Source organism: Streptomyces sp. TG1A-60 (genome assembly GCF_037201975.1).
Taxonomy (GTDB): domain Bacteria; phylum Actinomycetota; class Actinomycetes; order Streptomycetales; family Streptomycetaceae; genus Streptomyces.
Map to the genome: position 1 here is coordinate 503,573 of NZ_CP147520.1, position 26,110 is coordinate 529,682.

24 protein-coding genes and 3 pseudogenes are annotated in these 26,110 nt (G+C 69.3%); 11 read left to right on the forward strand and 16 right to left on the reverse strand.

Annotation, left to right across the window (positions count from 1 at the left end):
- The first annotated feature begins 44 nt into the window (after positions 1-44).
- Both WBG99_RS01550 and WBG99_RS01555 read left to right on the forward strand, forming a co-directional pair.
- Positions 45-953: an ABC transporter ATP-binding protein gene (locus tag WBG99_RS01550; protein ID WP_338894542.1), complete on the forward strand. Its 909-nt coding sequence runs from the start codon at positions 45-47 to the stop codon at positions 951-953.
- Positions 950-1,795, forward strand: a complete 846-nt coding sequence (locus tag WBG99_RS01555; RefSeq protein WP_338894543.1) for an ABC transporter permease subunit — start codon at positions 950-952, stop codon at positions 1,793-1,795. Before WBG99_RS01550 ends, WBG99_RS01555 begins: the two co-directional genes overlap by 4 nt.
- Before the next feature lie 322 nt (positions 1,796-2,117).
- On the opposite strand, the gene WBG99_RS01560 is transcribed toward WBG99_RS01555, so the two are convergent.
- A complete protein-coding gene (locus WBG99_RS01560) occupies positions 2,118-2,978 on the reverse strand; it encodes an ABC transporter permease (RefSeq protein ID WP_338894545.1) in 861 nt (286 codons plus the stop codon).
- Positions 2,975-3,901 (reverse strand): ABC transporter ATP-binding protein, encoded by a 927-nt coding sequence (locus WBG99_RS01565; protein ID WP_338894546.1) that lies wholly within the window; start codon positions 3,899-3,901, stop codon positions 2,975-2,977. The genes WBG99_RS01560 and WBG99_RS01565 overlap by 4 nt, the downstream gene beginning before the upstream one ends.
- A gap of 133 nt (positions 3,902-4,034) precedes the next feature.
- Between WBG99_RS01565 and WBG99_RS01570 the strand changes: the two genes are divergently transcribed.
- From WBG99_RS01570 to WBG99_RS01580, 3 genes are all read left to right on the forward strand, one after another.
- Positions 4,035-5,207, forward strand: coding sequence for a sensor histidine kinase (locus WBG99_RS01570; protein WP_338894547.1), 1,173 nt, complete (start codon positions 4,035-4,037; stop codon positions 5,205-5,207).
- On the forward strand, positions 5,204-5,860 hold the full coding sequence (locus WBG99_RS01575; RefSeq protein ID WP_338894548.1) for a response regulator transcription factor: 657 nt from the start codon (positions 5,204-5,206) through the stop codon (positions 5,858-5,860). The genes WBG99_RS01570 and WBG99_RS01575 overlap by 4 nt, the downstream gene beginning before the upstream one ends.
- Positions 5,861-6,033: 173 nt before the next feature.
- Positions 6,034-6,354, forward strand: a complete 321-nt coding sequence (locus tag WBG99_RS01580; RefSeq protein ID WP_338894549.1) for a hypothetical protein — start codon at positions 6,034-6,036, stop codon at positions 6,352-6,354.
- Between the two features lie 139 nt (positions 6,355-6,493).
- Here the strand turns inward: WBG99_RS01580 and WBG99_RS01585 are convergent, their stop codons facing one another.
- Genes WBG99_RS01585 through WBG99_RS01605 form a run of 5 tightly spaced genes read right to left on the reverse strand, consistent with a single transcriptional unit; the run spans position 6,494 to position 13,181 of the window.
- A complete protein-coding gene (locus tag WBG99_RS01585; protein WP_338894550.1) occupies positions 6,494-7,411 on the reverse strand; it encodes an alpha/beta hydrolase fold domain-containing protein in 918 nt (305 codons plus the stop codon).
- 34 nt (positions 7,412-7,445) lie between these two features.
- Positions 7,446-7,871: a hypothetical protein gene (locus WBG99_RS01590; RefSeq protein WP_338894551.1), complete on the reverse strand. Its 426-nt coding sequence runs from the start codon at positions 7,869-7,871 to the stop codon at positions 7,446-7,448.
- On the reverse strand, positions 7,868-10,039 hold the full coding sequence (locus tag WBG99_RS01595; RefSeq protein WP_338894552.1) for an integrase: 2,172 nt from the start codon (positions 10,037-10,039) through the stop codon (positions 7,868-7,870). Before WBG99_RS01595 ends, WBG99_RS01590 begins: the two co-directional genes overlap by 4 nt.
- Complete coding sequence (locus tag WBG99_RS01600) at positions 10,036-11,754, reverse strand: hypothetical protein (protein ID WP_338894553.1); 1,719 nt, start codon at positions 11,752-11,754, stop codon at positions 10,036-10,038. The genes WBG99_RS01595 and WBG99_RS01600 overlap by 4 nt, the downstream gene beginning before the upstream one ends.
- On the reverse strand, positions 11,754-13,181 hold the full coding sequence (locus WBG99_RS01605; protein WP_338894554.1) for a site-specific integrase: 1,428 nt from the start codon (positions 13,179-13,181) through the stop codon (positions 11,754-11,756). Before WBG99_RS01605 ends, WBG99_RS01600 begins: the two co-directional genes overlap by 1 nt.
- 47 nt (positions 13,182-13,228) lie before the next feature.
- On the opposite strand from WBG99_RS01605, the gene WBG99_RS01610 reads away from it, so the two are divergent.
- On the forward strand, positions 13,229-13,999 hold the full coding sequence (locus tag WBG99_RS01610; protein ID WP_338900174.1) for a recombinase family protein: 771 nt from the start codon (positions 13,229-13,231) through the stop codon (positions 13,997-13,999).
- Here the strand turns inward: WBG99_RS01610 and WBG99_RS01615 are convergent, their stop codons facing one another.
- Entirely contained in the window at positions 14,000-14,197 is a 198-nt protein-coding gene (locus WBG99_RS01615) for a hypothetical protein (protein WP_338894555.1), read from the reverse strand. It abuts the gene before it with no gap.
- A gap of 142 nt (positions 14,198-14,339) precedes the next feature.
- On the opposite strand from WBG99_RS01615, the gene WBG99_RS01620 reads away from it, so the two are divergent.
- On the forward strand, positions 14,340-14,906 hold the full coding sequence (locus WBG99_RS01620; protein WP_338894347.1) for a hypothetical protein: 567 nt from the start codon (positions 14,340-14,342) through the stop codon (positions 14,904-14,906).
- On the opposite strand, the gene WBG99_RS01625 is transcribed toward WBG99_RS01620, so the two are convergent.
- The 3 genes from WBG99_RS01625 to WBG99_RS01635 form a co-directional block, all read right to left on the reverse strand.
- Complete coding sequence (locus WBG99_RS01625; protein WP_338894346.1) at positions 14,824-15,654, reverse strand: IS5 family transposase; 831 nt, start codon at positions 15,652-15,654, stop codon at positions 14,824-14,826. The genes WBG99_RS01620 and WBG99_RS01625 overlap by 83 nt on opposite strands.
- 546 nt (positions 15,655-16,200) lie before the next feature.
- Positions 16,201-18,015: a transposase gene (locus WBG99_RS01630; RefSeq protein WP_338894556.1), complete on the reverse strand. Its 1,815-nt coding sequence runs from the start codon at positions 18,013-18,015 to the stop codon at positions 16,201-16,203.
- Positions 18,012-18,182 carry a hypothetical protein gene (locus WBG99_RS01635; RefSeq protein ID WP_338894557.1) on the reverse strand — a complete coding sequence of 57 codons (171 nt, stop codon included), beginning with the start codon at positions 18,180-18,182 and terminating at the stop codon, positions 18,012-18,014. The genes WBG99_RS01630 and WBG99_RS01635 overlap by 4 nt, the downstream gene beginning before the upstream one ends.
- 163 nt (positions 18,183-18,345) lie before the next feature.
- Here WBG99_RS01635 and WBG99_RS01640 point away from each other — a divergent pair.
- From WBG99_RS01640 to WBG99_RS01650, 3 genes and pseudogenes are all read left to right on the forward strand, one after another.
- Positions 18,346-19,545, forward strand: a pseudogene (locus tag WBG99_RS01640) (IS4 family transposase); the annotation flags it as partial.
- A 237-nt stretch (positions 19,546-19,782) separates the two neighbouring features.
- Positions 19,783-20,127: a helix-turn-helix domain-containing protein gene (locus tag WBG99_RS01645; protein ID WP_338900175.1), complete on the forward strand. Its 345-nt coding sequence runs from the start codon at positions 19,783-19,785 to the stop codon at positions 20,125-20,127.
- Between the two features lie 454 nt (positions 20,128-20,581).
- A pseudogene (locus WBG99_RS01650) lies at positions 20,582-20,980 on the forward strand (helix-turn-helix domain-containing protein); the annotation flags it as partial.
- Between the two features lie 153 nt (positions 20,981-21,133).
- On the opposite strand, the gene WBG99_RS01655 reads toward WBG99_RS01650, so the two are convergent.
- The 5 genes from WBG99_RS01655 to WBG99_RS01675 all read right to left on the reverse strand — a co-directional run bounded on the left by WBG99_RS01655 (position 21,134) and on the right by WBG99_RS01675 (position 25,362).
- Positions 21,134-21,523, reverse strand: coding sequence for a peptidase inhibitor family I36 protein (locus WBG99_RS01655; protein WP_338894558.1), 390 nt, complete (start codon positions 21,521-21,523; stop codon positions 21,134-21,136).
- Between the two features lie 192 nt (positions 21,524-21,715).
- On the reverse strand, positions 21,716-22,663 hold the full coding sequence (locus WBG99_RS01660; RefSeq protein ID WP_338894559.1) for a peptidoglycan DD-metalloendopeptidase family protein: 948 nt from the start codon (positions 22,661-22,663) through the stop codon (positions 21,716-21,718).
- 52 nt (positions 22,664-22,715) lie between these two features.
- Positions 22,716-24,068, reverse strand: a complete 1,353-nt coding sequence (locus WBG99_RS01665; RefSeq protein ID WP_338900176.1) for a protein kinase — start codon at positions 24,066-24,068, stop codon at positions 22,716-22,718.
- A gap of 86 nt (positions 24,069-24,154) precedes the next feature.
- On the reverse strand, positions 24,155-24,907 hold the full coding sequence (locus WBG99_RS01670) for an FHA domain-containing protein (protein ID WP_338900177.1): 753 nt from the start codon (positions 24,905-24,907) through the stop codon (positions 24,155-24,157).
- 119 nt (positions 24,908-25,026) lie between these two features.
- A complete protein-coding gene (locus tag WBG99_RS01675; protein ID WP_338900178.1) occupies positions 25,027-25,362 on the reverse strand; it encodes a peptidase inhibitor family I36 protein in 336 nt (111 codons plus the stop codon).
- Positions 25,363-25,511: 149 nt separating this feature from the next.
- Here WBG99_RS01675 and WBG99_RS01680 point away from each other — a divergent pair.
- Positions 25,512-26,015: pseudogene (locus WBG99_RS01680) on the forward strand (transposase); the annotation flags it as partial.
- Between the last annotated feature and the right edge of the window lie 95 nt (positions 26,016-26,110).

Consider the following 26,110-nt stretch of genomic DNA (forward strand, 5'->3'; position numbering starts at 1 on the left):
TGGTCCGATTACGGGCGGGGTCGCCCACCGGCACCGTTGTCCCCGTGATCGAAGTCAACGAGCTCACGAAGCGATACGGCGGCACGACGGCCGTCAAAGATCTGACCTTCACTGTGCGGCCCGGACAGGTGACCGGGTTTCTCGGTCCGAACGGCGCCGGCAAGAGCACCACGCTGCGGATGATCCTCGGCTTGCATGAGCCCACCGGCGGCACCGTTACCGTCGACGGCCGCCCTTTCCGCGACCGGCCCCGCGGCCTGCGTCATGTCGGCTCCCTTCTCGACGCGCACGATGTGCACGGCGGGCGCAGCGCGGTGGCGCAGCTGTCCGCCCTGGCCCGCAGTAACCGCATCCCGCAGCGTCGGGTGGAGGAGGTGCTGCGGGAGGTCGGCCTCGCCGAGGTCGCCCGGCGCCGCGTCGGCGGATTCTCGCTCGGCATGAAGCAGCGGCTCGGCATCGCTTCCGCCCTGCTCGGTGACCCACCGGTACTGCTCTTCGACGAGCCGCTCAACGGCCTTGACCCGGAAGGCGTGAGGTGGGTGCGTGACCTGTTCAGGCGTCTGGCCGCCGAGGGCCGCACGGTGTTTGTCTCCAGCCATCTCATGTCCGAGATGGAACACACCGCCGACGAGCTGATCGTCATCGGCCGCGGTGAGCTGATCGCGGCCGAGAGCCTCACGGAGTTTTCCGCTCGCGGCACTGGGCAGAGCGTCACGGTGGGTACGCCCGCCGCTGCCGTCCTGAGAGATCTGCTGACGGCCGAGGGCGCGGCCGTGGACACGGAGGGCGACCTGCTTGCTGCGACTGGTGTGACTGCGGTCCGGATCGGTGAGATCGCCATGGAGCACCGTATTCCGCTGTATCACCTCAGCGCCCGGTGCGCCTCGTTGGAAGAGGCGTTCATGGAGCTCACTGCCGACAGCGTGCAATACCTCGCAGGAGACCCTCAGTGACCACGACGTACGCTCCCGTTGGCGGACTTGGCGCCGACGAACCCCGTGCCCGCTTTTACGACCTGGTGGCCGCCGAGTGGATCAAGCTTCGGTCGCTGCGCTCGACCTGGATCGCGTACGGGGCCACCGCCCTGGCCGTCATCGCGTTCAACGCGGGGACCGCCTACGACACCTACAACTACTGGCCGGAGCGGAGCGCGGCGGACCGGAACGACTACGTCCGGGCCGGAATTCCGCTGCAGGAGGCGTTCACGGCGAACTCCGCCATGGTCATGATGCTCGCTCTCGGTGCCATCGGCGCCGTCGCGATCATCGGCGAGTACAGCACGGGCACCAGTCGTACGACGTTCGCGGCCGTTCCGGACCGCCGTTCGGTGATGGCCGCCAAAACAGTGGTCGTCACCGCGGTCGCCACTGTCTTCGGCTCGATCGTCGCGGGGGCCTCGTTCGGCCTGACGCAGGCGATCCTCGACGGCCGGGACGCAGGCGTCTCGATCAGCTACCCGGGCGCCCTGCGTGTCGTAGTGGCGTCCGCCCTCCTTGCGCCCGTGTGCGCGGTAGTCGGCATGGCCATCGGCTCCGTCATCAGGCACACCGCGGCCACCATGATCGCCTCGGTGGCGGTCATCCTCGTGCTGCCCATCGTCTTCACCGAGGGCCGCCACTGGTCGGCGGTCGCCGGGCACGCCACGCTCTATCAGGCGTGGTTGCGGCTCGTGGAGGTCGGCCCCCGCCAGACCGACTTCCCGTGGACGACCGGCGGAGCCTGGACCGTCTACGCGGTGTGGGCGCTCACCGCAGCCGTGCTCGCCGTCACCAGCGCACAACGGCGCGACCAGTGAGAGCGCCGGTCGGCCAACTGCCCGGGTACGGACACCCCGGCCAAGACGGCCGCGACCAGGATGACGAGTTGACGACCGTTACGGCCGGTTCGAGCTGGACATGAACTCGCACCTCGCCCTCGCCGCCGCGGCGTCCATGGTGCCCGGCCCCCGCACGGCGTCCGACTCGCAGACCCCTCAACCGGCACCGCGTGGCACGACCTGGCCGGAAGCCTGAGCGTGGGGCGGGGCCGTCACACTCCCGCCTGGCACCCGGCGAGCACGGACCAAGAGCCTGCTGCAACGGCCCGGTGTACATCTTTGGCAGCCAGTCCCTGCGGGCTCACGGATCGTGCCGGCGGACGGCGACCACAGCGACGACTGCTGCGGCGAGGGGCCAAGCCGCGTACACGATCCACGACCCGCTGATGGTCGCCGGGTAGGGGGCCGATTCGAAGGGGTCGCCCATCTGCACCAGTCGTTCCCACGCACTGCGGGGCAGCGCGTGAAGGATGGCGGACGACCAGCGGTGGCGGTCGTTGAGGAGGAACGGCAGAAGCAGAAGAATGCCGGTGAACGTCACGAGGGTGGTTGCGGTGCGCCGGATGAGGGCGCCGAGGCCCATCCCGACGAGCGCGCACACCGGAGCGAGCAGAGCGGACGCCGCGACGGCGCGGAGCGCGCCTGGGTAGCCGAGGGACAGGCCGATGCCCCGACCGGACAGGATGGCCTGTGTCACGCCGAACGAGGTTCCCGCGACGACCGTGCCGTAGACGAGCATGACTGCCGTCACGACGGCCATCTTGGCCGCTACGACCGATCGGCGGGCCGGTACTGCCGCGAAAGTCGTGCGGATCTGTCCGGTGCTGTACTCGCCGACGACCGTGAGGGCGCCGATGCTGCCGGTGGCGAGTATCAGGACCATGCAGGCGCCGATGGTGAAGGCGTCCCGCATGGCCCAGATTGGAACGAAGAGGGCCCGGATCCCTTCGTTGTAGGTCGGCCAGTTGTTGTAGTCCGCGACGGCCGCGCTGATGTTGATGGCGATGATGACCAGCGCGCTGACCCCGAACGCCCAGGAAATAGACCGCAGCGACCAGAGATTGATCCACTCGGCGGCAAGGAGGTCCCGGAAGCGGGCGCCGGGCTCGGCGGCGCGCACGGCGGTCGAGACCCCCGTCTGCTGTGTGGTGGTCGAGGTCATCGGGATTCTCCTGCGAGGTATTCGACGCTGTCGGCGGTGAGTTCCATGAACGCCTCCTCCAGTGAGGAGGTGCGGGTGGCCAGCTCAAGGAGCACGATGCGGTGGTGGGAGGCGAGTTCCCCGATGCGGGCCGCGCTCAGGCCGGTCACGGTGAGCCACTCCTCTGCGTCAGCGACCGAGTCGTCCGGCTGTACCGAAGCGCCCTCGGCTTCGAGCACAGCTGCCAGCGCGGTGCTGTCGGGTGTCCGCACGGTCACGCTCTGGCGGGTGCCGCGGGCCGCGAACTCCGCCACGCTCTCGTCGGCGATCAGCTCGCCCCGGCCGATGACGATCAGGTGCTCGGCGGTGTTCTGCATCTCGCTCATCAGGTGGCTGGAGACGAACACGGTGCGCCCCTCGGCGGCCAGTCGCCTGAACAGGCCGCGTACCCACCGCACGCCCTCCGGGTCCAGGCCGTTGACCGGCTCGTCGAACAGCAGTACCGGAGGGTCGCCGAGCAGAGCCGTGGCGATGCCGAGCCGCTGCTTCATGCCCAGGGAGAACCCGCCGATGCGACGCCGGGCCGCAGGAGCCAGTCCTACCTCCTCAAGGACCTCGTCCACCCGGTGCCGCGGGATACCGTTGCTGCGGGCCAGGGCGGACAGATAGGCCACTGCGCTGCGACCGCCATGGACGTCATGGGCGTCGAGCAGGGCACCGACGTGACGCAGGCCGCGCGGGTGGTCCCGGAACAGGTGACCGTCGATAGTGGCGGCGCCGCTGGTGGGTTCGGTCAAGCCGAGGAGCATGCGCAGCGTGGTGCTCTTGCCGGCACCGTTGGGACCGAGGAACCCGGTGACGTGCCCGGGGCGCACGGTGAAAGTCAGGCCGTTGACGGCAGTGGCCTTGCCGTATCGCTTGGTCAGTTCGTTGACTTCGATCACCCGGCCAACGGTGCCGGGGAGAGCGTCCGTCCGGCATCGGCCTGTCGGCTGCACTCGCGGGATGCCTGGTATCCCGTGGGCGTACGCCCACGGGCCAATGTTCCGCCGCTGGTCAGGCGATTACGATCGCCCCATGTCCGCCAAGCCGCGTCCCCTGCTGTCCTGGCACCTGCGGCCGGCCGCGCGGGCGGCTCTGGCCTGGTGCGGGGCGATCGCCTACCCCTTCGCACTGTTCTTCGCAGCACGCGGCACGCCCTTCGACTCCCCAGGCTTGCCCTCCGTCTCGGCGGCCGCGGTCACGGTCCTTCCTCTCGGACTGCTGCGCCGCCGCCCACTGCCGACCCTGGCACTGATGCTCCTGGGTACGTACGTCACGGCGACGACAACCCCGTTCTGGCAAGTCGTGTATCTGCTGGCTCTGGCAAACGACCTCGCCGTCGGATACATCGTGGCCACCCGGCCTCGCCGCATCGCGGTCACCGCTGCCGTCACGACGCTCGGCGTACAGGTCGCCTTCGCCGCACGCCTCGGGACCGGGACGGACGGCTTCGCCCGCACGGTCGTGGTCCTCGTCCTCGCGCTCGCCGCCGCCTGGATGACCGGCCATTCGATTCACGAACGCCGAGAGCACGCCGCGGCACTGCGTTCACAGACCTCCGCCCAGGCCGCCGCTGCCGAACGCCTCCGGATCGCCCGTGAGCTGCACGACATGATCGCGCACAGTATCGGCGTCATCGCCATCCAGGCAGGCGTGGGCCGCCGGGTCATCGACACACAGCCGGACGAAGCCCGCAACGCGCTGGCCACCATCGAAGACACCAGCAGGGAAACCCTCGCCGGGCTGCGGCGCACCCTGGGCGCACTGCGCCGCACCGAACCGGGCCCCGGGGCGGAGGCCGCACCGCGCGAGCCTGCCCCGGGGCTGGCCGACCTCGACCGGCTGACCGCCTCGGCGAAGGACGCGGGCATCCATGTCGACATGCGATGGCTCGGAGAACGACGGCCCCTGCCCCCCGATATCGACCTGGCCGCCTTCCGGATCGTCCAGGAGGCCCTCACCAACGTCGTACGCCACGCGAACACCCCCGACTGCCGCGTCACCATCGGCTACCAAGACGGTGAACTGACCATAGAGGTCGCCGACGACGGCCGCGGCGGCCCCACCTCCGGCACCGGATACGGCATCACCGGAATGAGGGAACGCGTCAACCTGCTACGCGGCCAGTTCACCGCCGGGCCTCGCCCCGAGGGCGGCTTTCGCGTGGCAGCCCGGCTCCCACTCGCCGAAGGAGTGCACATCTCATGACGGTCCGCGTCGTGCTCGCCGACGACCAGCCACTGGTCCGCAACGGCCTGCGCGTCCTGATGGCCGACGCCCCCGACATCGACGTCGTGGGAGAGGCCGGAACCGGCGCCGAAGCGGTCCAGCTGGTCCGGGACACCGAGCCCGACGTGGCAGTAATGGACATCCGCATGCCAGGCATGGACGGCATCGAGGCCACCGAGCTGATCACGGCAGCCGCTGGAGCGACGCGCGTCCTTATCCTCACCACGTTCGACGATGACGAGTACATCTACGGCGCTCTCCGAGCGGGTGCGAGCGGATTCCTCGTCAAGGACATGGCACTGGACGACATCCTCGGGGCGATCCGCGTGGTCGCCGCCGGAGATGCCCTGATCGCCCCGAGCGTCACGCGCCGCCTGATCGCAGAGTTCGCCGCCCGCCCCGAACCAGCCCCGCATCCACGCCCAGTCGGGAACATCACCCAGCGGGAACGCGAGGTACTGACCCTCGTCGGACGGGGCATGTCCAACAGCGAGATCGCCGCCCACCTCTACATCAGCGTGGCCACCGCAAAAGCACACGTAGCGCGGCTACTCACCAAACTCGAAGCCCGCGACCGAGTCCAACTTGTCATCACCGCCTACGAGATCGGCCTGGTAACGCCACCTCGGTGAACACCAACACCTCAGTTGCCGAAGCTCGCCGGCCGAAGCGACGTGGCCCGAACTCTCATAAACGACCCTTTGCGCGAGCAAGATCAGAAACGGGCCGCCAGACCTCCGCCGGACCCGGATTCGTTCGCAGAACCCGTTCTCACTCAAAAGCGGAACGGGCCCCCTTCTGAGACTTGCATTGTACGAAAATCCGGGCTCATGACGGAACCTCAGCAGCCCTCCCCGACCGGTCGGACGCGGACGACGTCGAACAGCACGCCTGTCCGAAGTGTGACGCTCAGCCCGGCTCGCCGTGCCGCTCACGCGGCGGCGCCGTCGCCTCCGCCTACCACACCCGCCGCTTCACGAAGGTGCCCCGGCTGAAGAAGGCGCTGCGGGTGCCCACCTCGGCCGACCGCGGACCGGGACGGCCGTGGCGGCCGGGCACCCCGCCGCCGGCGCCGATCGACCCGGACCTGCCGAGCGCGGACATCCGCATCGGCTACGCGCGTTAGCCTGGCATGAGACGTGTCCGGTCGATCCATGTCGACTGCGCGCCTGACGGTTTGCCGCCCACGTCGGCGGGAGTGCGCGAGGCCGTGTCTCACGTAATCGACCTCTAGGACTGGGATCCTTCGAGGATCGCGGTCAGTTCTACGATTGGGTAATCCGGTCGCGCAGCCAGGACTCGACGCCGCTGAGCGCCGTCCTGGCCATTGCCGTGGGGTGGCCCGTGAAGCCGTGGAGTGAGTGGGGGTAGACCCGGAGCTCGACGTCATTGCCGGCCGCTGACAACCGACCTGCCAGCGCCAGGTTGTCTTCCAGCAACACGTCTGCGCTTCCGACGATCAGCAGCGTTGGGGGAAGCCCGCGAAGAACGCCGTAGATGGGAGAGATGTCGGGAACAGTGCGGTCTTCCACATGGCCGACGTACGCCTGGATGAAGTATTCGTCCGTGATGCGGCGACCGGCCGGGGTTCGTGCGCTCAAGTCGTAGGTGCCGAATTGGAGTGCAGCGCCGGTGAACTGGCCAACGGCACCTTTGTCTCTCAGCCGGAGCAGGGTCGCCAGGGCGAGTGTGGCTCCCGCGGAGCTCCCGCCGATCGCAAGTCGGGACGTTCCGAAGCGGGCATCGGCTTCTTCGGCGAGCCAGAGCGCCGCTGCTTCACAGTCGTCGGGTGCCGCGGGCCAGGGGTGTTCAGGGGCCAGCCGGTAGTCGACGCTGACAACGGCGAGGTGCAGGGCGTCTGCGAGCTCGCGGTTGCGTTTGTCTCCTCTCGCTGCGGAGTCCATGTAGAAGCCGCCGCCGTGTATGTCCAGGTAAACGCCCCGCGGCGGACCGTCGATAGGAGTGAAGATCCTGACAGGGACGCGCGCTTCCGCGGCTTCGATCGTCTCTTCGATGGCAGGCGGATCGGCGGCAGGAGGAGCAGACCTCTTCGCTCGGGCCTCCTTCAGCTCCTCCAGTGAGCTGGGGCCACGGCCTGCCGCCCTCGACTTGTAGAAGTCACGAGCTTCATCGACCTGCTCCGCGGGCACGTCAGCGAACAGTGCGTCCAGCGCGAATCGCACGTGCCCTCCTCATCACTCGGGTCTCAACTCCACGCTATCGAGGAAGTGTGCGGACTGACGCTGCCGGGGTGGCGTCAAGCTGTCGTCGAAGGGTGGTGATGTCGTCGTGCTGGGCTGCGAGGCGGGACAGGGCTGTGGCCTGGAACTCCTTCAGAGCGTCTAGTTCAGTGTTCTTCCTGCTCAGGCGCTCGCGCAGGGTGGCAACCTCGGCTTTGAGACGTTCGATCTGAGCCAGGCGTGGGTCGGGCTGCTGTCCGGCTTCCTGGGCGGCTTGGCGCTGACGGTCGAACTCGGCCTTGATGTGTGGGTAGGTGCGGTAGAGCGTGGCCCGCGGTACTCCTGCGAGGGTGCACAAGCTCTTGACGTCGCACTTCAGCCCGTCGGGAATGGGGCCAGTGAGGAGTTGCCGCATCGCGTTCCGAATCCTGGCCTCGGGTTCCGCTTGGGGGTTGTGCATCATGAGCGCGGCTCCTCGTCAGGGTGGCCGGCAACGTCGATATCGGCGACGATGCGGGTGGCACGGTCGAACGCGGCCTGGGCTCGGGCCCGTTCAGGTTTGGAGAGTCTGGGGTTGCCGAGGAAGACGGCCTGGGTGTTGTCGGCGTGGTCGGCCCAGATCTGCCGGTGCTGAGGGTGGTGGGTGGCTTGTGGGCAGCGGGCCGAGTCACACAGCCCCATGAGGGGTTCGTCGGCGTCCGGGGTGCCGGCGAGTTTCAGGCACAAAGCCTTGCCCGGATCGGAGAACCAGCAGTAGTTGCCGACACCGAGGTGCAGGGTCTTCGCCTTCGTTTTGAGGACACGCTCGACGCGCCGGTCGTCGATGACGGTGACCGGCCCGGCGTCGTGCCGCTCCAGGGCCTGGTCGACGGTCTTGAAGGCGCCGATGAGGTCGCGGGCGCCTTGTCCGCTGGGCAGGATGCCGCGCTGGTAGTCCTCGTAGGCGGCGACGGTCAGCCGCAGATGTTCGGCTTCTTCCTCGGCGGCGACTTCGGCGGCGAAGGCGGCCTGGTGTCCGCCGGGGCGGGCGGCATAGCCCTCGGCTGTGGCGACGCTGACATGCTTGAGGTGCAGCTTCACGGCCATCAGGCCGTGCGGGCGCTGGGCGATGGCCATCGCGAGCGTGCGCCGCAGGGCTCGGGGATTGACCGGGCCGTCGGGGATGGGCTCCAGCCCGAGCCGCTGTCCGTACTCGCCGTTCACCCAGGAACTCAGGGCCGTATAGCGGCGACCGCTGTTGTTGGATGCCTTGGCGAACAGCCGTTCACCCGGGGCGGTGCCGGTGAGGGCTTCGGCGATGGTGATGGCCCGGTGCACGTCTTCGGTGACCACCCACGCGTCCTCGGTCCCCCCGAACGCCTCGCCCTTGATGCGGCGGGAGACCAAACGGTAGCGGGTGCCGCCACCGGGCCGTTCTTCCTGCTGGCGGCAGCCGCTCGTCAGTTCCGCCAACTCCGAGGAACGCATCCCGCAAAGCGCTGAGGTGAGGAAGTAGGCAGCCGAGGTGACGACATAGACCGTGGCGTCCAGTTGGTGCCTGGCCAAGGGCAGAGTCCAAGGCACCAAAGTGCCGTCATCGGGGCGGGGCACCGGTGCCGCATCGCGACACCAGGGCTGCTGAAGGCCGCACTCACTCACCCATCGTTCCAGTTCGGGACGGAGAGTCTCCAGGTCCCTGCGGTGCCCCATGGCCCCCGCTGCCTGAACGACGAGCGGATGCCACGACATGTGCAGGAGCGGGTCACCCGGATCCCATCCACGCTGCAAGCGCTGAGTGACGGTCGCTTCAGTGGCCCGTGCAGCGGGAAGCCCGGTCTCTCGCCGTCGCTCGATGACCTCCCGCAGGCCATCGACCTCAGTGACCAGCAGGCTCCGCCGCGAGGCGGCCTCATGCTGGTCGGCAGTGCGGGCCGCGGCCGCCTCGGCCGCCAGCAGCGGGCCGATCGTCTCCAGCAAGTACAGACAGTTCGCCAGCAGAGGCCGCAACAGGGTGTCCGGGACCGGCGGCACCCGGTTCTCGTCACTGCGTACATATCCCGTGACCTCGTCCGCGCTGCGGCCCGGCCACGGGGCGAAGCCTGGCTGGTAGCAATCGCTGAGGATCTCTGTATAGAGGACGAGGAACTGCGGGGTGCGGACCATCGCCACCGTGGTCGCGGGCAACAGGAGCCGGTCAGGGTCGGTGACACTGCGCGAGGCAGCCGCGAGATAGGCGTCGCAGTGATGCTGACGGACCTGTGACAGCGAGGTGACGCCAACCACGGTGAGGTGGTTGAACCACAGGGCTAGGTGCTTGAGTTCGGACCAGAGCGAGTTCGGGTTCAGTGGGGTGCGGAACGCCTGCGGCAAGACGGCCACGTCCGGATGGAGCGGGGCCATCCGCGCCATCAGGTACTCGCGGGCAACCTGCCGCCAGCGGGGGTTGGTGATGGCGGTGAAGTCCAGGATCTTGCGGTGTGCGGTCATCACCACCGGGGCGTCGGCGAGGCCGGTCAGGTCCCAGACATCCTGGTCGAAGACGGGCCGGGGGCTGCCGGGCTCGCGCCGCAGGCCGGCGGTCTCGATGACCGGCAGACCGTGGAAGGGGCGCCGCCCGGCCAGGGCCGGGGAAGAGGCATGGGCAGTCGTCACTGGGGCTGTTCCTCCAGGTGCAGCGGCAAGAAGGCGCTGATCTCGGTGCTCTGCCGGGTGGCGGCCTCGATGGCGGCCAGACCGAACCGGGGCAGGATGTCCTCGTCCAGGCGGGCCGTGTAGGGACCGAAGATCCGCAGGAACTGCACGGTGGTCATCTGCTGGGCCTGCCGGGAGAAGTACTCCTTGAGCCTGAGCAGGTTGGGCAGGTGACGGGGCGCGAACGCGGCGAGCGGACACAGCAGACACACCCAGGGCCGGGCCGGACACAAGGTTCCCGCCGGGGCGTGCGGGCCGTTGAGCGGGCTGGCGCACGCGGCGACGAACATGTCCTGCTCACCGGAAAGCAGGGCCTTGATGGCCGCCGCGTCCAGACCGGCGTCCTCGACCAGGCGTGGGAAGTCCGCGGCGAACGCGGCCGCGTCCTCACCGTTGATCACGACCGGCGGGGCGGCCTTGCGGCGCACGTCGCCCTGGGCCTGCTCGATGACGCCCTCCAGCGCGTCCAGTTGGGCCGGGGTGTGAGAGCTGAGGTAGTGATCGCCCTCCACGCGGGCGCTGTGGTTGGGGTCGATCGTCGTGCGGCCGGTCCAGTTCGTGCGGTCCCGCCGGTGGTGGTAGGTGGCCCTGACCCGGCCGCCGTGCACCGGCAGGGGCTGCCCGTCGTCGCCGAGAACGCCCGAGGACTCCATCCAGGCCCGGCGCTGGCGCTGGCCGCGGGGGCGGTCGAAGATCCTGCCCTGCCCCCGCCCGAGTCCGTCACAGCCCACATAGATCCATAGGTGATCCATCAAATCCCCGGCATGCTCACGGAGTTGGGTCGAGTGCTCCAACCAGCGGTCCAGCAGCCGCACGGCATCACGGGGCAAGTTGAGCGCCTCATCCCCGGTCCGGCCCTTGCGGTAGGAGAGCAGCACCGTGTTCGCCGAGGTCCGGGTGATGTTGTCGAGTCGCAGGGCGTCGATGCCGTCAGGGACGATGCCCGTGCGCATCGCGAACAGCGTGAGGTAGGCGAACGCAGTCTCCGATGCCGGGAACAGCGCCGCTTCAACCGCCGCGAGCTGAGCCCGGTCAACACCGGCGCCCACTCTGCCGAACCGCTCGACGGCCCTTCTCGCCTCCGCGGGGCCCGCCTGGAGCCAGAGCCAGGCGAGGTTGTCGAAGGTGACGCCGTGGACGGACGGATCGGCGCCCCGGCGAGCTGCCTCCAACACCTGACGGTGTGCGCGGCGGGCCGCCGCGATCTGATTGGTGCAGGAGGCTTCAAGCTGCCGCCATTCACCGTCGCTGTAGGGCTGGTTGGGTCGGCTCTTCTCCACCTTGTTGATCCGCCGCCCGGCCAGGTGACGGCAGATGCCCGGGTCCAGTCCTCCGACTGTCTCCTGGAAGGCGTTCAGCACCACGCGGATGCGCCGTTCGCGGTGGTAGTCGCAGGTCAGCCAGTACTGGACCAGCGTGGCCGGGGTCAGATCGGCAAGATCGCCCGTGGCTCCCCAGGCATCGAAGTCGCGCGCCATCCGGCGCATCGTCGTCATGTACTGCCTGGCCACCGAGCGGGTGCGGATCGGCCCGTGCGGATGCGTGGCTGCTACCAGTCCCACCGCCAGGTCCGCAGCCAGCTGCTGATTCGGTAGATCGTGCAGGACACCGTGGTGGATGACGCCGTCCGGCAGCGTGAACAGCACCGCCAGGGGCTGCTGGATCTCGGCCGGCATCAGACCTCGCCCTCGAACTCGGCGACCGCGGCGGCATCCACGGCCAAGGCTCCTCCGGCGGTCGCGTGGGCGTCCCGGTAGATCCGCTGGGTGTCGAGCAGATGCAGATACGCCTGAGTGGTGGCGGCACTGGTATGCCCCAACAAATCGCGCAGCACCAGCAGCGGATCGGCCTTGGTCAGATAGAGCGCCAAGGCGTCGTCGCCGCCCGTGTCCACGACGAGCTGGGCGGCCTGCTGGTAGTAGCCGCGCACCAGCCTCTCCAGCGTGGCCATGGCGAAGGTGTGCCTGGTGACATGGGGATGGACATGCGGGAAGGACGGCTCGTAGCGGTCCCGGATCCGCTGCGCGGTCCGGCGCAGGACGGTCGCCCAGTCGACGAACGGCTTCCCGCCGGCCTGCACCGCCAGCAGCGCGCTGCCTCCGCCGGGTGCCACCAGCCGCAGCCGCTCGGCCGGGGTGAGGGTGTGCCAGCGCCGGCGCGTTCCGTTGATCAGCGCGCCGTCGTGCGTCGGGGCCTCGACGAACAGCGGGGCACGGGGCCGCCAGCGCGAGCCCTCCGACGCTGCGGCCCGCTCCCAGCCGATGTAGTCGTGGACCCGAGCCAGGTCCTCGTACCCGATCCACGTCGACCGGCCCTTCCTGCCCTTCGCCGTCGGCGCGGCGAGCACCAGCGGCACCGGCACCGCCGTGCGGCGGCGCGGCAGCGGCGGCACCTCGTAGACCGTCAGATGCGTGAACTCCTGCGACCGCAGCCCGCTGGACAGCGCCAGGCCGATCACGGCCGCGTTGCGGCCGGTCTCCCGCCCCCGAAACGAGACATCCCGCTCGCCCGCCGGGTCGTTGCCCGCCAACGCGTGCATCAGCAGCTCGGCGTACGGCCTCTCCAGGTACTTCCGCGTCGCGTGCGCGTTTCCTGTACGCACCGTCGCCAGATTCCTGGCCACCTCCACCCGCGCACCGTCCGGGCGCGTCATCGACTGCCGCATGTAGGAGAACGGGACCGTCGGCGCGTACTCCTCGGCCGCCGCCCACTGGTAGAAGGACGAGAGCGTCTTGACCGCCAGATTCCAGCTCGCCGGGCTCAGCCTCACCTCCAGCGGACCGGACAGCCGGTACTCGGCGTACATCGACAACGCATCCCGAAGCCGCTGCCGCTCGGCGAAGACAGAGATCCGGCGGGCGTCGAGGAACTCGGCCCAGCCCTTGAGCGCCTGGGCGTACGTCCGCCAGGACTTCGGTGACGGCGCCCCGCTGACCGGTAACTCCCGGAGCCACAGGTTCATCATCATCGTCGGACGCGGGCCTGCGGCGTCCTCGAAGCAGAGGTCCTCGTCGATAAGGACGGGCATGGCCTCCCGGATGACGGGCCGGTCGTGCAGGCCCCACTCTTCCCACCCGGCGGAACTGAAGTAGTGAAGGATCACGGATCGAACCTGGAGTGAGACACGAGACAGAGCAAGAGCTAACACTCATACGAGGGACAGAACTTCACCCTCACGAGACACACTCAAACCGCAGAGCTAACGCGCGGTGCTCGACCCTCGGGCAGGAACTCGACTCCCAGCTCGACGCGCTCAGCAAGCACGGCATCCCGAGAGACAAGATCTTCAGCGAGAAGATCAGCACCCGGGTGCGGGTCCGCCCGAAGTTCGAGGAGGCACTGAGGACGGCGCGGGAGGTCAAGGCGCACGCCCCGCACTGCCAGGTCATCTTCACCGTGTACGAGATGAAGCGGCTCGGCCGCGACGCCGCCGAACTCACCGCGCTCGCCGACCACCTAACCGCCCACGGCCTGGTCCTGGAGATGCTCGCCGGGCCCCTGCCCGGCGTCTACGACCCCACCGGCCCGGGGAAGCTGCTGTTCGCATTCTTCGCGGCGATGGCGGAGACCGAGCGGGAGAACATCCGCGAGTCGACCCTGGAAGGGCTCGACACCGCGGCACGCAAGGGCAAGCACGGCGGCCGGCCCCCGGTCATCACCGACGACATGCTCCACACCGTGCTCCGGCGCCGCGCGGGCGGCGAGTCCGTCGAGCAGATCCAGCCCGACCTGATCATCCCCACCGGCAAACGCAAGGGCCAGAACCCCTCGGTGGCGAGCATCTATCGGGCGCTGGCCGAGCACGCCAAGCGCGAGGCGTACCCCGAAGCCGTCGAACAGGCCCACGCCGACTTCACAGCCCTCCAGGTCGGCGAAGTCCCCGGACCTCGCCCCGCTACCCCTGACCGAGCGTCACTATGATTACAGAGAGCTACTTGTCACTTCGCCGTAGCTTCGGGAGGACAGGGCCTTCGCGACCCGCACCCGCAGGTGGACGATCCGCTCACCGTCCTTCGGAAGGTCGCACAGGTCGAGCGGATCGGCCACCCCGACCGCACGGGCTAGGCGGGGCAACACCTCTGCTCGCGGGTGCCGCTGACCGCTGAGGTAGAAGCTCACCGCCCGGTCGCTCGCGCCCGTAAGTGCGTTGTGGCAAAGGGAGTCCCTGTTCGATGAGCAGGGGCTTCTTCGTGTGCGGGGCATGATCGCCTTGGGGTAGGGGCAGGCAGCGGACGGCTTGTTGTGGATCGAGGAGGGTGCGATGCCGTCGGTGCTGGGGTTGATGGAACAGCGTGAGGCGCGGGCGAGGCAGGATCTGGAGTCCTGGACGGAGGTCCTGGAGCAGGCTCAGGCGGAGGTGGATGCCGCGCGGGAGCGGGTCGAGCGGGCCCGGGTGGGGCGTGAGGAGCTTGTGTCGGTGCTGGCCGTGGAGAGCCCGGTAAATACGCCGGTTCTGGTGCCGTCCGGTGGTGAGATGGCTGTCGCCGTGGGATCGGGCGGCCCGGGCGCGGGGCATGGCGAGCGGCCGCCGGTGTGGCGGTCGGGCATGGGCGAGGAGGTGCTCGGCGGCTTGTATCGGGAGGTGTTCGCCGCGGTGGTGGCCGCTTCGGGGCCGGTGAACGGGGTGGAGCTGACGCGGGCGGTGGGCCGGGAAGCGGAGATCAAGAACGAGGTGGAGAAGATCCGGCACCGTGCCTATGTGCTGGAGAAGCGGGGCTGGCTGGTGCGGGCGAAGGACGGACGGTTCATGCCCGCGCCCGGAGCAGTCGGCCGGGACGCTTCTCCGGCCAGCGCGGAGCGTCTGCGGCCAGGCGCCGGGAAAGTCTGATCACGGCGGCCCACCACACCATCTGGGCATGGTGGTCGGGGCGGCGTTCGTGGTCGCGGTTGAGGCGGCGTGAGCGGGCCAGCCAGCTCAGCGTCCGCTCCACGACCCACCTGCGGGCCAGTACGACAAATCCGCGTTGTCCGTCGGAGCGGCGCACGACCTCGGTCCGGACTCCGTGACGGGCGAACGCCTTCGCCAGCGCCGGACCCTGGTAGGCGCTGTCGACCCACACCAGTTGCAGCAGCCGGCCCGGCTGCTGCATGAACGTCTCCAGCAGTGCGGGGGCGGCCTTGGAGTCGTGCACATCGGCCGTGGTCACGGTCACTTCCAGGAGCAGGCCCTCGGTGTCGGTCAGGATGTGACGCTTGCGGCCGTCACGTGACTTGCCGCCGTCGTATCCGCGGCTGTCCTCGCCGACGGTCTCGGAGGCGTCCACCGACTGACTGTCGATGATGCCCGCACTGGGCTCGGCGTTGCGGCCGGCGCGCTCCCTCGCCGAACATCGCAGGCGTTCGTACAGTTCACGCGCATAGTCGTAGGCCCGCCAGCGGCGGAAGAAGTCGTAGACCGCCCGCCAGTACGGGAAATCGACCGGCAGAGCCGTCCACTTCACGCCGTTGTCGACCAGGTAGCGCACCGCGTCGAGCATTGTCCGGTGGCAGTACGCCTCCGGACGCCCGCCCCGCTTCAGGAGCCAGGCCGGCACCGGCATCGCGGCGCGGACCTCGGCCCACTCCGCATCCGTCATGTCACTCGGATAGCAGCCTGCCCGCCGTCCCGGAGCGAGCGAACCGAACCGGTGCACGTAGCAGTCACACCCAGGGGTGACCGCGGTGGACGCATGCACAGAGATACTGCTCAACTGATCAGGCAACGGGCTTCCTTGGTCGTGCTGGTGTCGTAACCGCGTCACTACCAAGGGGCCCGTTCTCTCATGCCCGCGACCGCACCCGAACCTCCGTCCAGATCATCACCCGCTGCCGCTCGAACAAGATCCGGTTTGCCACAACGCACTAACCCGAGCGATCTCAGCCACCGTCAGGCTGGCTTCCTTCCGCGCGGCTTGCAGGCGCAGACAGTCGAACCCGTACAGGGTCTCGGACACGGTGACCTCCAGGATCCGGTCTGAACGAACCACATACTCCAACGATCCAGCGGTTCGATCAGACCACCCGACTGTGCCACCGATCGGCTGACGACCCGGCGGGTCGCTGGCACCTTGGGGATCAGGCGGCCTCAGCTCTGGAGATGGCCTCGTCGCGCATCCAGTCGAGGAACCGGCGCAGCGCGGGGATCAGTTCTTGGCCAGCGCATTCCCCGCTCGCGAAGACCCATGTTCGGCGGTAGGTCGGAGCAGTCGCACCGCTGTCCGTGGGGGGCGCCGAAGGTGCGCTGAAGGTGCGCTGAAGGTGTACCGCGCCGGCTCGGGTCCGTCTCTGACCACGTCGATGTGGGACTCGGTGATCACCGAAGGGTTGTAGGCGGTCGCGCGCGCCATCGCCGCATCGGATACGAAAACCTCGTGTTGGACCTGGGCCGCTTCCCCTGCCTCTTTGAGTACCAGGTTCCTCGCGCCTTTACGCACTTGAAGACTCCGTTGCCCAATTCCGAGCGGTCGCCGGTCAGGCTGTGAGCATGTAGGCAAGGCGTTCGAGTCTGCTGGTCCGGGGTCTGCTGAGCGGGGTGGTGCTCCAGTAGGCGTCGAGCGGATGACGTTCAGGGCGGTGGCGGAGAAGAGGTGCTGGAGGCGGACCTTGGCCAGTCCTCGGTAGCGGGCGCGGCGGATTCCGGTCATGTCCAGGGCCTGGTTGACCGTGCCCTCGACCCCGGCGCGCAGTTTGTACTTGTCCCGCCAGGTCTGGGTCTTCTGCTCGGCGCGGGAGGCAGTCTGGATCTCGTGCAGCTCTTTCGGCCGCAGGGTGAGTATCCGACTGACCTTCCGGGAGGAGGTGCACTGCGTCCTTGACGGGCAGGCCCGGCAGTCGGTGGAGGCGAACTGGGCGACGATGGCGGGCCTGCCGTGCTGGGTGACCGGATACCACCCGGCGCTGGTGCGGCCGGCCGGGCAGGTGGCCTGACGCGCCTTCCAGTCGACGCGGAAAGCACTCTTGTCGAACCCCGCGGCGGCCTTGGACTGCGGCGAGTTGTCGGCCGGCAGCGGGGTGACCATCGCGGTCCCGTCCCTGCCGGCGGCGGCCAGCAGGTCCACACTCGGGTAGCCGGAGTCCAGATAGTGCTCGCCCGGGCGCAGGCCGCGTTCATCCAGGCGCTGCTGGATGCCGGCGGTGGCCTTCACGTCCGGCACCGTCGCTTTCGTGGTGTGCACGTCGGTGATCAGGTTCGGCGGCGCCGCGACGCGCTTCCCGTTCCCGTTCCCGTTCCCGGCTTCGGCTTCGGCTTCGGCTTCGGCTTCGGCTTCGGCTTCGGCTTCGGCTTCGGCTTCGGCGGGAGTGTTGCAGGTTTCGGTCAGATGAATCTTGTAGCCCAGCCAGAACAGCTCCTCGCCCTTGGCCGCCCACCGCGCATCCGCGTCGTAGGGAGAGGCCAGGCGGATATGACCGGGCGGGACGCCGTCTGTCTCGGCCTCCCGCTTCCTGATCACCTCCCGTCCCCGCGCGCCGGTCTCGATGCAGTAGGTCTGCACCAGCACCTGCCGCAGAAGCTCCACCGCGGGAAGCTCCGCCAGCCACGGTGGGGCGCCGGGCACGCGCACCGCCCGGCACAGCATCAGCGCGTCCTGCCCGAACACCACCGCGAGCCGGTCCCGCTCGGTCTTCGAGGCCGGTAGCTTCCACCCGTCCACGCGCGGGCCGTAGCGGTGCGCCAGTTCGGCGACATCCACCGCGCCGGCCAGCCACTCGGGCGCGGCTGCGGCCAGCACCTCCAGCGCGGCGCGCACGCTCTCGCCCGCCAACTCCAGCCGGTTCAAGTCACGCACCGCGCTGATGACATGGGTGGAGTCGCTGCGCTGCTTGCCACCGGCCGCAACGAGTCCCTCGGCGCGGCAGTGCTCCAGGAGCCGGTCGAAGACCAGGCGTTCCATGCCGTGCTCGATCAGGCGGGCGCGGAACTTGGCCAGCACGCTGAAGTCGAAGCCGGGATCGGTCAATCCTCGGTGAACTGCAGGACAGTGACCAGCGAGAGCACCGCCGGGGAAAACCCCGGGGCGCCGCGCACCCCGAACGCGTCGGTGTACGGCTCATCGTCGAAGACCGCTTCCAGCCGGTCACGCAGGCGTATCGGCAGGCTCCCGGCCGGGAAAGCGGCTCCGGCCACCCTCGCTGTCTCCTCCGGAACCACAGGCAGCCCCTCCGGCCGCATCGACATCCGCACCATCCCAGGGCTCGCACCACTCATGACGACACGGCAGATCATCTCCCACTGGGCATCGCAGCCACGGCGAATTGGGCAACGGAGTCTTAGGGTCGTTGGGTGTGGTGTGCCAAGGCCCGGACAGGTGAAGTCGTCGTCGGATGACCGGTTGTCGGATCGGATCGCGATTGGTGTGCTTACCCGCGCGTTTCCGCCGGAGCTGGTGGATGAGGTGGTCGCGGGATGCGGCCGGGTCGAGCAGCGCCAGCGGCTGTTGCCCGCCCGGGTGGTGGTCTATTTCGTGCTGGCGATGTGCCTGTTCTCCGGGCAGGGCTATGAGGAGGTCGCCCGGCTTCTGACGCACGGACTTCAGCGGATGGGCCGGTGGAAGGGGACTTGGCGGGTGCCGACCACCGCGGCGATCGGCCGGGCCCGTCTGCGACTGGGCCCGGAGCCGTTGAAAGCACTGTTTGCCCGGGTGTGCCGGCCCGTGGCGACCGAGGAAACGAGCGGGGCCTGGTATCGGGGGTGGCGGCTGGTCGCGGTGGACGGCACCACCTTCGACGTGCCGGACACCGAGGCCAACGCCGCTTTCTTCGGCCGCCCGGGAGTCAGCCGCGGAGGGGAGAAGAGCGCCTATCCGCAGGTGAGGGTGGCCGCGCTGGCCGAGTGCGGCACCCACGCCGTCTTCGCGGCCGAGGCCGGACCGCTGGCTGTCCATGAAACCGAGCTGGCCCGGCGCCTGTTCAGCTCACTGACGCCGGGCATGCTGCTGCTGGCCGACCGGGGCTTTCGCGGTTTTGACCTGTGGCGGGCCGCCGCCGCAACCGGCGCAGACCTGCTGTGGCGGGTCAAGAACGACGCCGTACTCCCCGTCCGGGCCCTACTGGAGGACGGCTCCTACCTCTCGGAGATCGTCGTGGCCCGGGACAAGAACCGTCGCGCGGACCCGGCCCGGGTCCGGGTGATCGAGTACACCCTCGGCCGCGGCGGCAGCGACACGGTGTACCGGCTGATCACCACCATCCTGGACCCGAAGGCCGCCCCCGCCGCGTCGCTGGCCGCGCTGTACGCCCAGCGATGGGAGATCGAGAGCACGCTGGATGAGATCAAGACCCATCTCGGCGGCCCCCGCCTCGTCCTGCGCTCCCAGCATCCCCGCGGCGCCGAGCAGGAGATCTTCGCCTTCCTGCTGGTGCACCACGCCTTGCGGGATCTGATGCACCAGGCCGCACAGCAATCCGAGCAGGACCCGGACCGGATCTCCTTCACCCGCACCCTGCGCGTCGTCCGCCGCCACGTCACCGACCAGGCGGCGTTTCCCCCTCCCGACTGGCCCGGGCACTGGTCACCGCCCTGGATGAGATCCGTGAACGGCTCTTGTCACCCCGGCGATTGCGCTCCAGCCCGCGCGTCATCAAACGCAAGATGTCCAACTGGAAGCTCAAACGCGCCAAGCACCACAACCCGCCCCGGCCGGAAACTCCACACGTGACCCTCGTCGGGCCGACCAAGACCAAGCCGACCCGCCGGAAAACAACCTAAATCACCGGTATTGCATCTAGTGCACATCCGCCAGCAGGAACTCGCCGAGCGCCTCGGTCTGTCGCAGTCCGCAGTCTCCCGAGCGATCGGGCAGCTCCGCGACAAGGGCATCATCAGCGAACGGCAGCGCAAGGGCACGCTCCTGATCCACCCGCTTCTGGCCGGCTACGAGTCGCTCGCCCACATGACCAACCACCTCAAGGCCCCGGACACGCACCTGTGGCCGATCAACTTCCCCACCGGCGACATCAGGCCCCCGCGGGTACGTGATGTCCGCACCGGCACCGACTTCGACCCCGACCCGGACGGCGGCGAGGACGCACCCGCCGCGGAGGTCAGGCCCTCCCTCCGGCTAGCCGGCTGAACCGCCGCCCCGCCCGCACCACCACGGCGCTCTCCAGACCAGGAGGGTGCCGTCGTCGTTCCCGACCGGGACGGAGCAGCACGCCGGTAGCACCAGCTACACCGGATCGTTCTGGACCAGCAGAACCAGCGCCACCCGTCGCACCACACTGGGGCCGGCCTCCGACCCGTGCAGCACCCTTGTGCTACGCGGGCCCATGCAAATACTGCGCTGCATCCACGAGACCACCCTGCCCCCATCAGACGACCACCACCAGGAGCAGCACCAGGTCCCCGCCGCAGGCCCTCGCCTCACACCTGACAGCCTCACAGCGCACCCCGTCCACCAGGGAAAACGGGGTGTGTGGCTCACAGTAAAAGTCGGGTGTCAGTGAACGGCGACGGTCAGAGGACGGTGCCGTGCAGGGCGCGGCGGTTCCCGGACAGGGCGTAGCGGCGGGCGGCGAGGCTGTGCCCTGACGCTGGTCCCGTCGTACTTCTCCTGGGACGCCCCGGTCAGTCTCGCCGCTCCTGAGCTGCAGCCGGTCCTGTGCTACCCGCTGCTGCACGAGCCGACCGTCCCGGCGTCGCACCCCCTGGCCGAATCGCCGTCAACTCCCCTGACCGTCCTGCTCGGCAGCTCGCGGGCCGTTGCGCTGCGGGTCATCGCGGCCGGCGCCACCACCGGTGAGATCGCCCGCGCGGCGGGCGTGTCCGCGTCCTCCGCCAGCAGGCATGCCACCGCTCTGCGCGACGCCGGACTCATCACCAGCCACCGCAACGGCCCGTCGGTGCTGCACACCCTCACCCCGGTCGGGGCGGCCGTGCTGCGCGCCGCCACGCGCGCGCCGAGTGGCGGTCCGGCCGTGCGCTGATCCCGCCCGGCGGCTCGGCACAGGGTGATCGCGTCGATCAGGGCAGGACCGCGACCGGTCTCGTCGTCGGGGTCGGCCGTGCCCCCCGGAGGGCAGCCCAGCGCCCCGGCGCCGTCCGCGCTTCGCGCGGCGCCGGGGCGCTGGGCTGCCCGATCAGCAGCTGGTGGCCCACTTGTGGGAGCGGAGGGTCTTCGGGGTCGAGTAGGTGTGCTTCAAGCCGTTGGCTGCGCAGCCTTCGTAGGTGCTGTAGTTGGCGTAGCGGTAGTACTTGACGGTGTCGTAGCCTCCCGAGTAGCCGTTGTTGTATACCGACCTGACCTTCGTGGTGCCCGACCACGAGCACGTGATGGCACCGCCCCGCCAGTCGCTGTCGTCGGCGTCCCAGCTGCACATGCTTCCGCTACCGCCGCTGCCGGAGAAGAAGCAGACGTCGCCCCTCACACAGCGGTCGTAACCGCTGGCGGCCTGGGCTGAAGTGGCCGGGACGCCCAGGCCGACGGCCGTCAGGGCGAGTGTGGCGATGGTGACACCTAGTTTGCGCATGTTTGTTCCCCCTTGGTCTGCCTCGATCGAGGCGCATGAAGGTGCGGCCGGGCGTTGTGGGCGACGTTCAGTGATGTCGCTTCCGGTGTGCCACGCCGCTCCCGGTGACGTGTTCACACCATGGCCGACCGGGCCGGGTGCCGGTACCTCGTACATCAGAGGAGTGGCGGTACGCGCCGGCGAAACCCCCGCTCAGGCCGGGCATTCGCCCCGCCACCGCACCGAGTCGATGGTCCGGCCGCCGGAGGCGAAGTTTCCCCGGCCCTCGTCCCAGCCGCGGTGCAGACAGGCGCCGCCGCCCTCCACGAAGGTGACCTGGACGTGGTCGTAGCCCTCCTGAACGTTGCCGTTGTTGAAGAACGACTTGCGCAGACCGCACGCGCTGCTGGGGTCGTCGCTGTCGGTCCGGCACACGCTGCCGGTTCCGTCAGTGCCGGAGTAGAAGCACACCGAGCCCGGCGGGCAGTCCTTCCAGGCGGCGGAGTCGCCGCAGTTGGCGCTGGTCACGCTCGGCCACTGCTTGCCGACGCCCGTGTACTCGACGCCGTTGAAGTGGACCGGCTTGCGGTGCCTTTCGTCGGTGAAGTCGCCGGTCGCCAAGTACCGCTGTTCGTAGTGGAGATGGGCCCAACTCGTGCCGCCGGAGGCGCCGATCCGGCCGATGCGCGTCGAGGGCTGGACCTTGTCGCCCTTCTTGACGTAGCGGTCGGGGGCGTCCTTGAGGTGGTAGTACGCCGTGAACCAGCCGCCCGCGTGCTTGACCTGAATGGTGTTCCCCGAGCCGTTGTCCCAGTAGGTCGCGGTGACCGTCCCCGCGGCGGACGCCTGTACGGGCAGGCCGTCGGATCCGGTGTTGCCCTTCACCACGATGTCGAGTGCGGGGTCGTGCCCGGCGTCGTAGGTGTTGAGCTGCCACTGGCTCTGGCAGGAGAACGGCATCTGGAAGGCGGGCTTGCCCGGGGGCGGCGCCTGCGTGACCGATGCCCCGTCGGCGGAGGCGGAACCAGCAGCCGAAGCGGAACCGGAAGCCGAAGCGCCGGACATCGCGGCGGCTCCCAGCGACAGCGCGGCCGCACAGGCGAGCATCGCCGTACGCAGCCGGTGTCCAAGGCGCCGGACTTTCCTCTTGCTCTGCGGCATCGGACCCCTTTCGCAGGGCCGGGCGGCGTGCCCGGCGGAGGGTGTGCTCCGCTCACCGTCCCGCCGGAGGGCCGTCACCGCGTACTCGTATCTCAGAGGGTTGGGCCGCCGAAGGGCGCGCATCACTGGCTCGGCACTTCTTCTCCCAGATGTGCGACCGGGTCCGCAGCGGCGCGGTGAAGTTCTCCCTGGCGCCCACCTCGACGCAGCCCAGAGGCTCCCGCAGCCGCTTCTGCGCGTAGTAGGCGACATCGACGAACTCCTCGCCCGCGTCGGTGTCGTGGCCGTTGTTGAAGACCGACCGGGCCTTCTTCGGGGCGGCCCAGCCGCAATGGTTCTCGCCTGCTGTCCAGTCGTTGTCGTCGCCGTCCCACGCGCACATCTCGCCCATGCCGTCCCGCTCGGTGAAGAAGCAGACGCTGCCCTTGTCGCACCGGTCATAACCCACGGCGCCCGCGGCTGTCTCGCCCGCCCCCGCCAGGGCGTTGTTCACCCCGAAGCCGAGCGCCGCGAGCCCGGCCGCCGCCATCGCGGCCCAGCGCCACCGCCGAGGCAGCGGGTGCGACCGGGGCGAGCGGGCCGTGCCCGCCGCCGACTCCACCCTGCGCAGCAGTGACGCCGCGTCGTGGACGGCGCGCTCCCGGTGCGTGCGGGCCAGGCAGTCCGCGATGATCTGCTGCCAGGGGGAGGGGAGTTCGGGGGAGAGGCGCAACTCGTCATGGCCCCGCGCGTAGCGCACCGCCGCGTCCCGGCGGGCGGACGGGGTGGAGCCCGGCAGCGGCTGGGAGCCGGTGAGCACGACATGGGCGAGTACGCCGAAGGCCCAGACGTCCGCCGCCGGGCGGATCTGGCGGCCGCGTTCGCCGATCTCGGACCAGAGCAGCTCGGGCGGGGTGTAGTCGGGCGTGGAGAAGGCGGGGGTGTACGCGTGCGTGCCCTCCATCTCGGCGGCCATGTTGAAGTCGGCCAGGCGCACCGAACCGTCCTTCATGAGAAGGACGTTGGGTGGCTTGAGGTCGCCGTGCACCCAGCCCGCGTGGTGCAGCTGGTACAGGCCGGCGCAGATCTGGGCCAGCAGCTCGGGCCCGCCGCGCGGTCTCGGCGTCCGGGAGAGCAGGGCGTCGAGGGACTCCTCGGCCTTCTCCAGTACGAGGACGGTGGCGCCGTCGAGCTCCGGGTGCCCGGGGTCGTCCACCGTCAGCGTCTCGTACAACCGGATGAGGCGTGGCGCCTGCAGCCGGCTCAGCAACTTCACCTCGCGCTCGGCGAGTTCCCGCAGATGGCGCAGCTGGCGTGGGGTGCTGGTGCCGGTGGGCAGGAACTTCAGCGCGGACACGGACGGTGGCTCCCCGGACGGGCCGACGCGTCGGCCCGCGTACACGCTGCCGAAGGCCCCGGCGGCCATGGGCTCGCGGACCTCCCAGCCGCCGACGCGATAGCCCTTGGGGACGTGCACGGAGTACGGATGTCCCGGGCTCGTACGGAACGGGTTCACCGCACCGCCTCGCGGGGGCGGGTGAGCAGGACGAGATCGTCCTCCCGGACAAGGTCGAAGCGGAGCGCGAGCGAGACGAGCGACTCCTTCTTGCCGTTGAACCGGGGACCGGACTCCGCCGTGTCCGGGGCGGGCTTGAGGCGCAGCTTCACCGCCAGGTAGTCGATGTTCCACTGCACGGCGGCGCGGTTGGTGGTGGGCCAGATCGGTCGCAGCCGCTCGGCCAGCTGCTCGACGGTGGGCAGCTGCGCGTGCGGCGCACCGCGCAGACGGGGCTCGCACAGCGCGGTCAGCACCGCGAAGTAGCGCTTGGAGCGGTCCAGGGCGAACGCCGGGGCGGTGCTGGCGCCGCCGGGGGACTCCTGGTCCGTCGCCCGGGTGTCGAGGTAGTCGTGGCGTGGCGCCCACACTTCGAAGCTGAGCAGCTCGCCGCCGGCGGGCAGTACGACCCGGGCGAACTCGAAGGGTACCGGGGCGTTGAGGCGGCCCGGTGCGACCTTGATGTGCTCGCCCGCACCCTCCGGGTTCTCCACGACATAGGTCTGGGAGCGGCTGAGGTTGCTCAGTATCCAGAAGGTGTCGTGTGCGGATATCCGGCCGGCGGCCCGGGACACCCCTTCGTGCGCGATGGTGAGGTGAGGGCCTGGCGCCCCCGTGCTCCGGCCGAAGTCGAGCTGCTCCCCGGGCGCGAGGCGGATCTGTTCCCCGGGCCCGCCGTACTCGGGCGGCACCACGATGATGCTGTACATCATTTGTCCCCCTTGTTGTACTAACGAGCCCTAAAGGTAGGGGTGGTTCCCTTCTCAGGAAAAGGGAACGCGTTCCATTGGGGAGAGCGGCGTGCATCGCGGACGCGGTGAGGACCGCCTCAGCAGTGATCGATCCAACAGTGGGACAGCGGGGCGTACGTGCCCGCCAGGTTGCCCTGTTGGCGGACCGCGGTGCAGCCGGTCCGCCGGCTGTGCCGGGTGCGGTCGATGCCCGTGGGGGTGAAGTCGCGGCCCCGGAAGTACTCCACGCCGCCCGGCGCCCGGCCGTCGTCGGGGACGTTGACGAAGACCGACTTCACCGGGCGGTCCCGGGTCCAGGCGCAGGTCTCCTTCCCCGCGAGCCAGTCCGTGTCGTCCCCTTTCCAACTGCAGATGTCGCCGTTGCCGTTCTGTTCGCTGAAGAAGCAGACGGAGCCCAGCGGGGCAGTGGTGATATCCGTACGACGGCTCGTCCTCCCGGGAAGTGGGAGTGTTCAATGATCGGCGGATCCGATGATCAAGGAGACGCCAGATGAGCGACACGGCCATCGAGCAGATACCGGGCGGCGAGCCCGCGGCGGTGAGTGACGAGCAGTTGGTTGCGATGCTCGTGGATCGGGCCCGGTCGGAGGGCCTGCAGCTGACGGGGGAGGGCGGGCTGCTCCAGCAGCTGACCAAGCGGGTGGTGGAGTCCGCCCTGGAGGGCGAGATCACCGATCACCTCGGATACGAGAAGCACGACGCCGAGGGCCGGGGCAGCGGCAACAGCCGCAACGGGACCCGGGCGAAGACGGTGCTGACCGATGTCGGCCCGGTCGAGGTCAAGGTCCCCCGGGACGTGGCCGGGACGTTCGAGCCGGCCATCGTCAAGAAGCGGCAGCGGCGCCTGTCCGGGGTGGACGAAATGGTGCTGTCGCTGTCCGCGAAGGGCCTGACGCACGGGGAAATCTCCGCACATCTGGCCGAGGTCTACGGCGCGAGCGTGTCCAAGGCGACCATCTCCACGATCACCGACAAGGTGATGGACGGGATGGCGGAATGGTCCAACCGCCCCCTGGACCGCGTCTATCCGGTGTTGTTCGTCGATGCGATCAACGTGAAGATCCGGGTTCTGTCGACGATCTTGTGATCCGGACGGTTGAACGGGTCGTGCCGACTGTTCGCGATCATGCATCGCGTGCTCTCGTGATGTGCTCTTGGAGC

Excerpts from the sequence above, each read along its gene's own strand:
- WBG99_RS01560 (WP_338894545.1), bottom strand. The coding sequence starts at position 2,978 with ATGACCTCGACCACCACACAGCAGACGGGGGTCTCGACCGCCGTGCGC.
- WBG99_RS01570 (WP_338894547.1), top strand. The coding sequence starts at position 4,035 with ATGTCCGCCAAGCCGCGTCCCCTGCTGTCCTGGCACCTGCGGCCGGCC.
- WBG99_RS01575 (WP_338894548.1), top strand. The coding sequence starts at position 5,204 with ATGACGGTCCGCGTCGTGCTCGCCGACGACCAGCCACTGGTCCGCAAC.
- WBG99_RS01590 (WP_338894551.1), bottom strand. The coding sequence starts at position 7,871 with ATGATGCACAACCCCCAAGCGGAACCCGAGGCCAGGATTCGGAACGCG.
- WBG99_RS01600 (WP_338894553.1), bottom strand. The coding sequence starts at position 11,754 with ATGCCGGCCGAGATCCAGCAGCCCCTGGCGGTGCTGTTCACGCTGCCG.
- WBG99_RS01620 (WP_338894347.1), top strand. The coding sequence starts at position 14,340 with ATGCCGTCGGTGCTGGGGTTGATGGAACAGCGTGAGGCGCGGGCGAGG.
- WBG99_RS01625 (WP_338894346.1), bottom strand. The coding sequence starts at position 15,654 with ATGACGGATGCGGAGTGGGCCGAGGTCCGCGCCGCGATGCCGGTGCCG.
- WBG99_RS01655 (WP_338894558.1), bottom strand. The coding sequence starts at position 21,523 with ATGCGCAAACTAGGTGTCACCATCGCCACACTCGCCCTGACGGCCGTC.
- WBG99_RS01660 (WP_338894559.1), bottom strand. The coding sequence starts at position 22,663 with ATGCCGCAGAGCAAGAGGAAAGTCCGGCGCCTTGGACACCGGCTGCGT.
- WBG99_RS01665 (WP_338900176.1), bottom strand. The coding sequence starts at position 24,068 with ATGGCCGCCGGGGCCTTCGGCAGCGTGTACGCGGGCCGACGCGTCGGC.
- WBG99_RS01670 (WP_338900177.1), bottom strand. The coding sequence starts at position 24,907 with ATGTACAGCATCATCGTGGTGCCGCCCGAGTACGGCGGGCCCGGGGAA.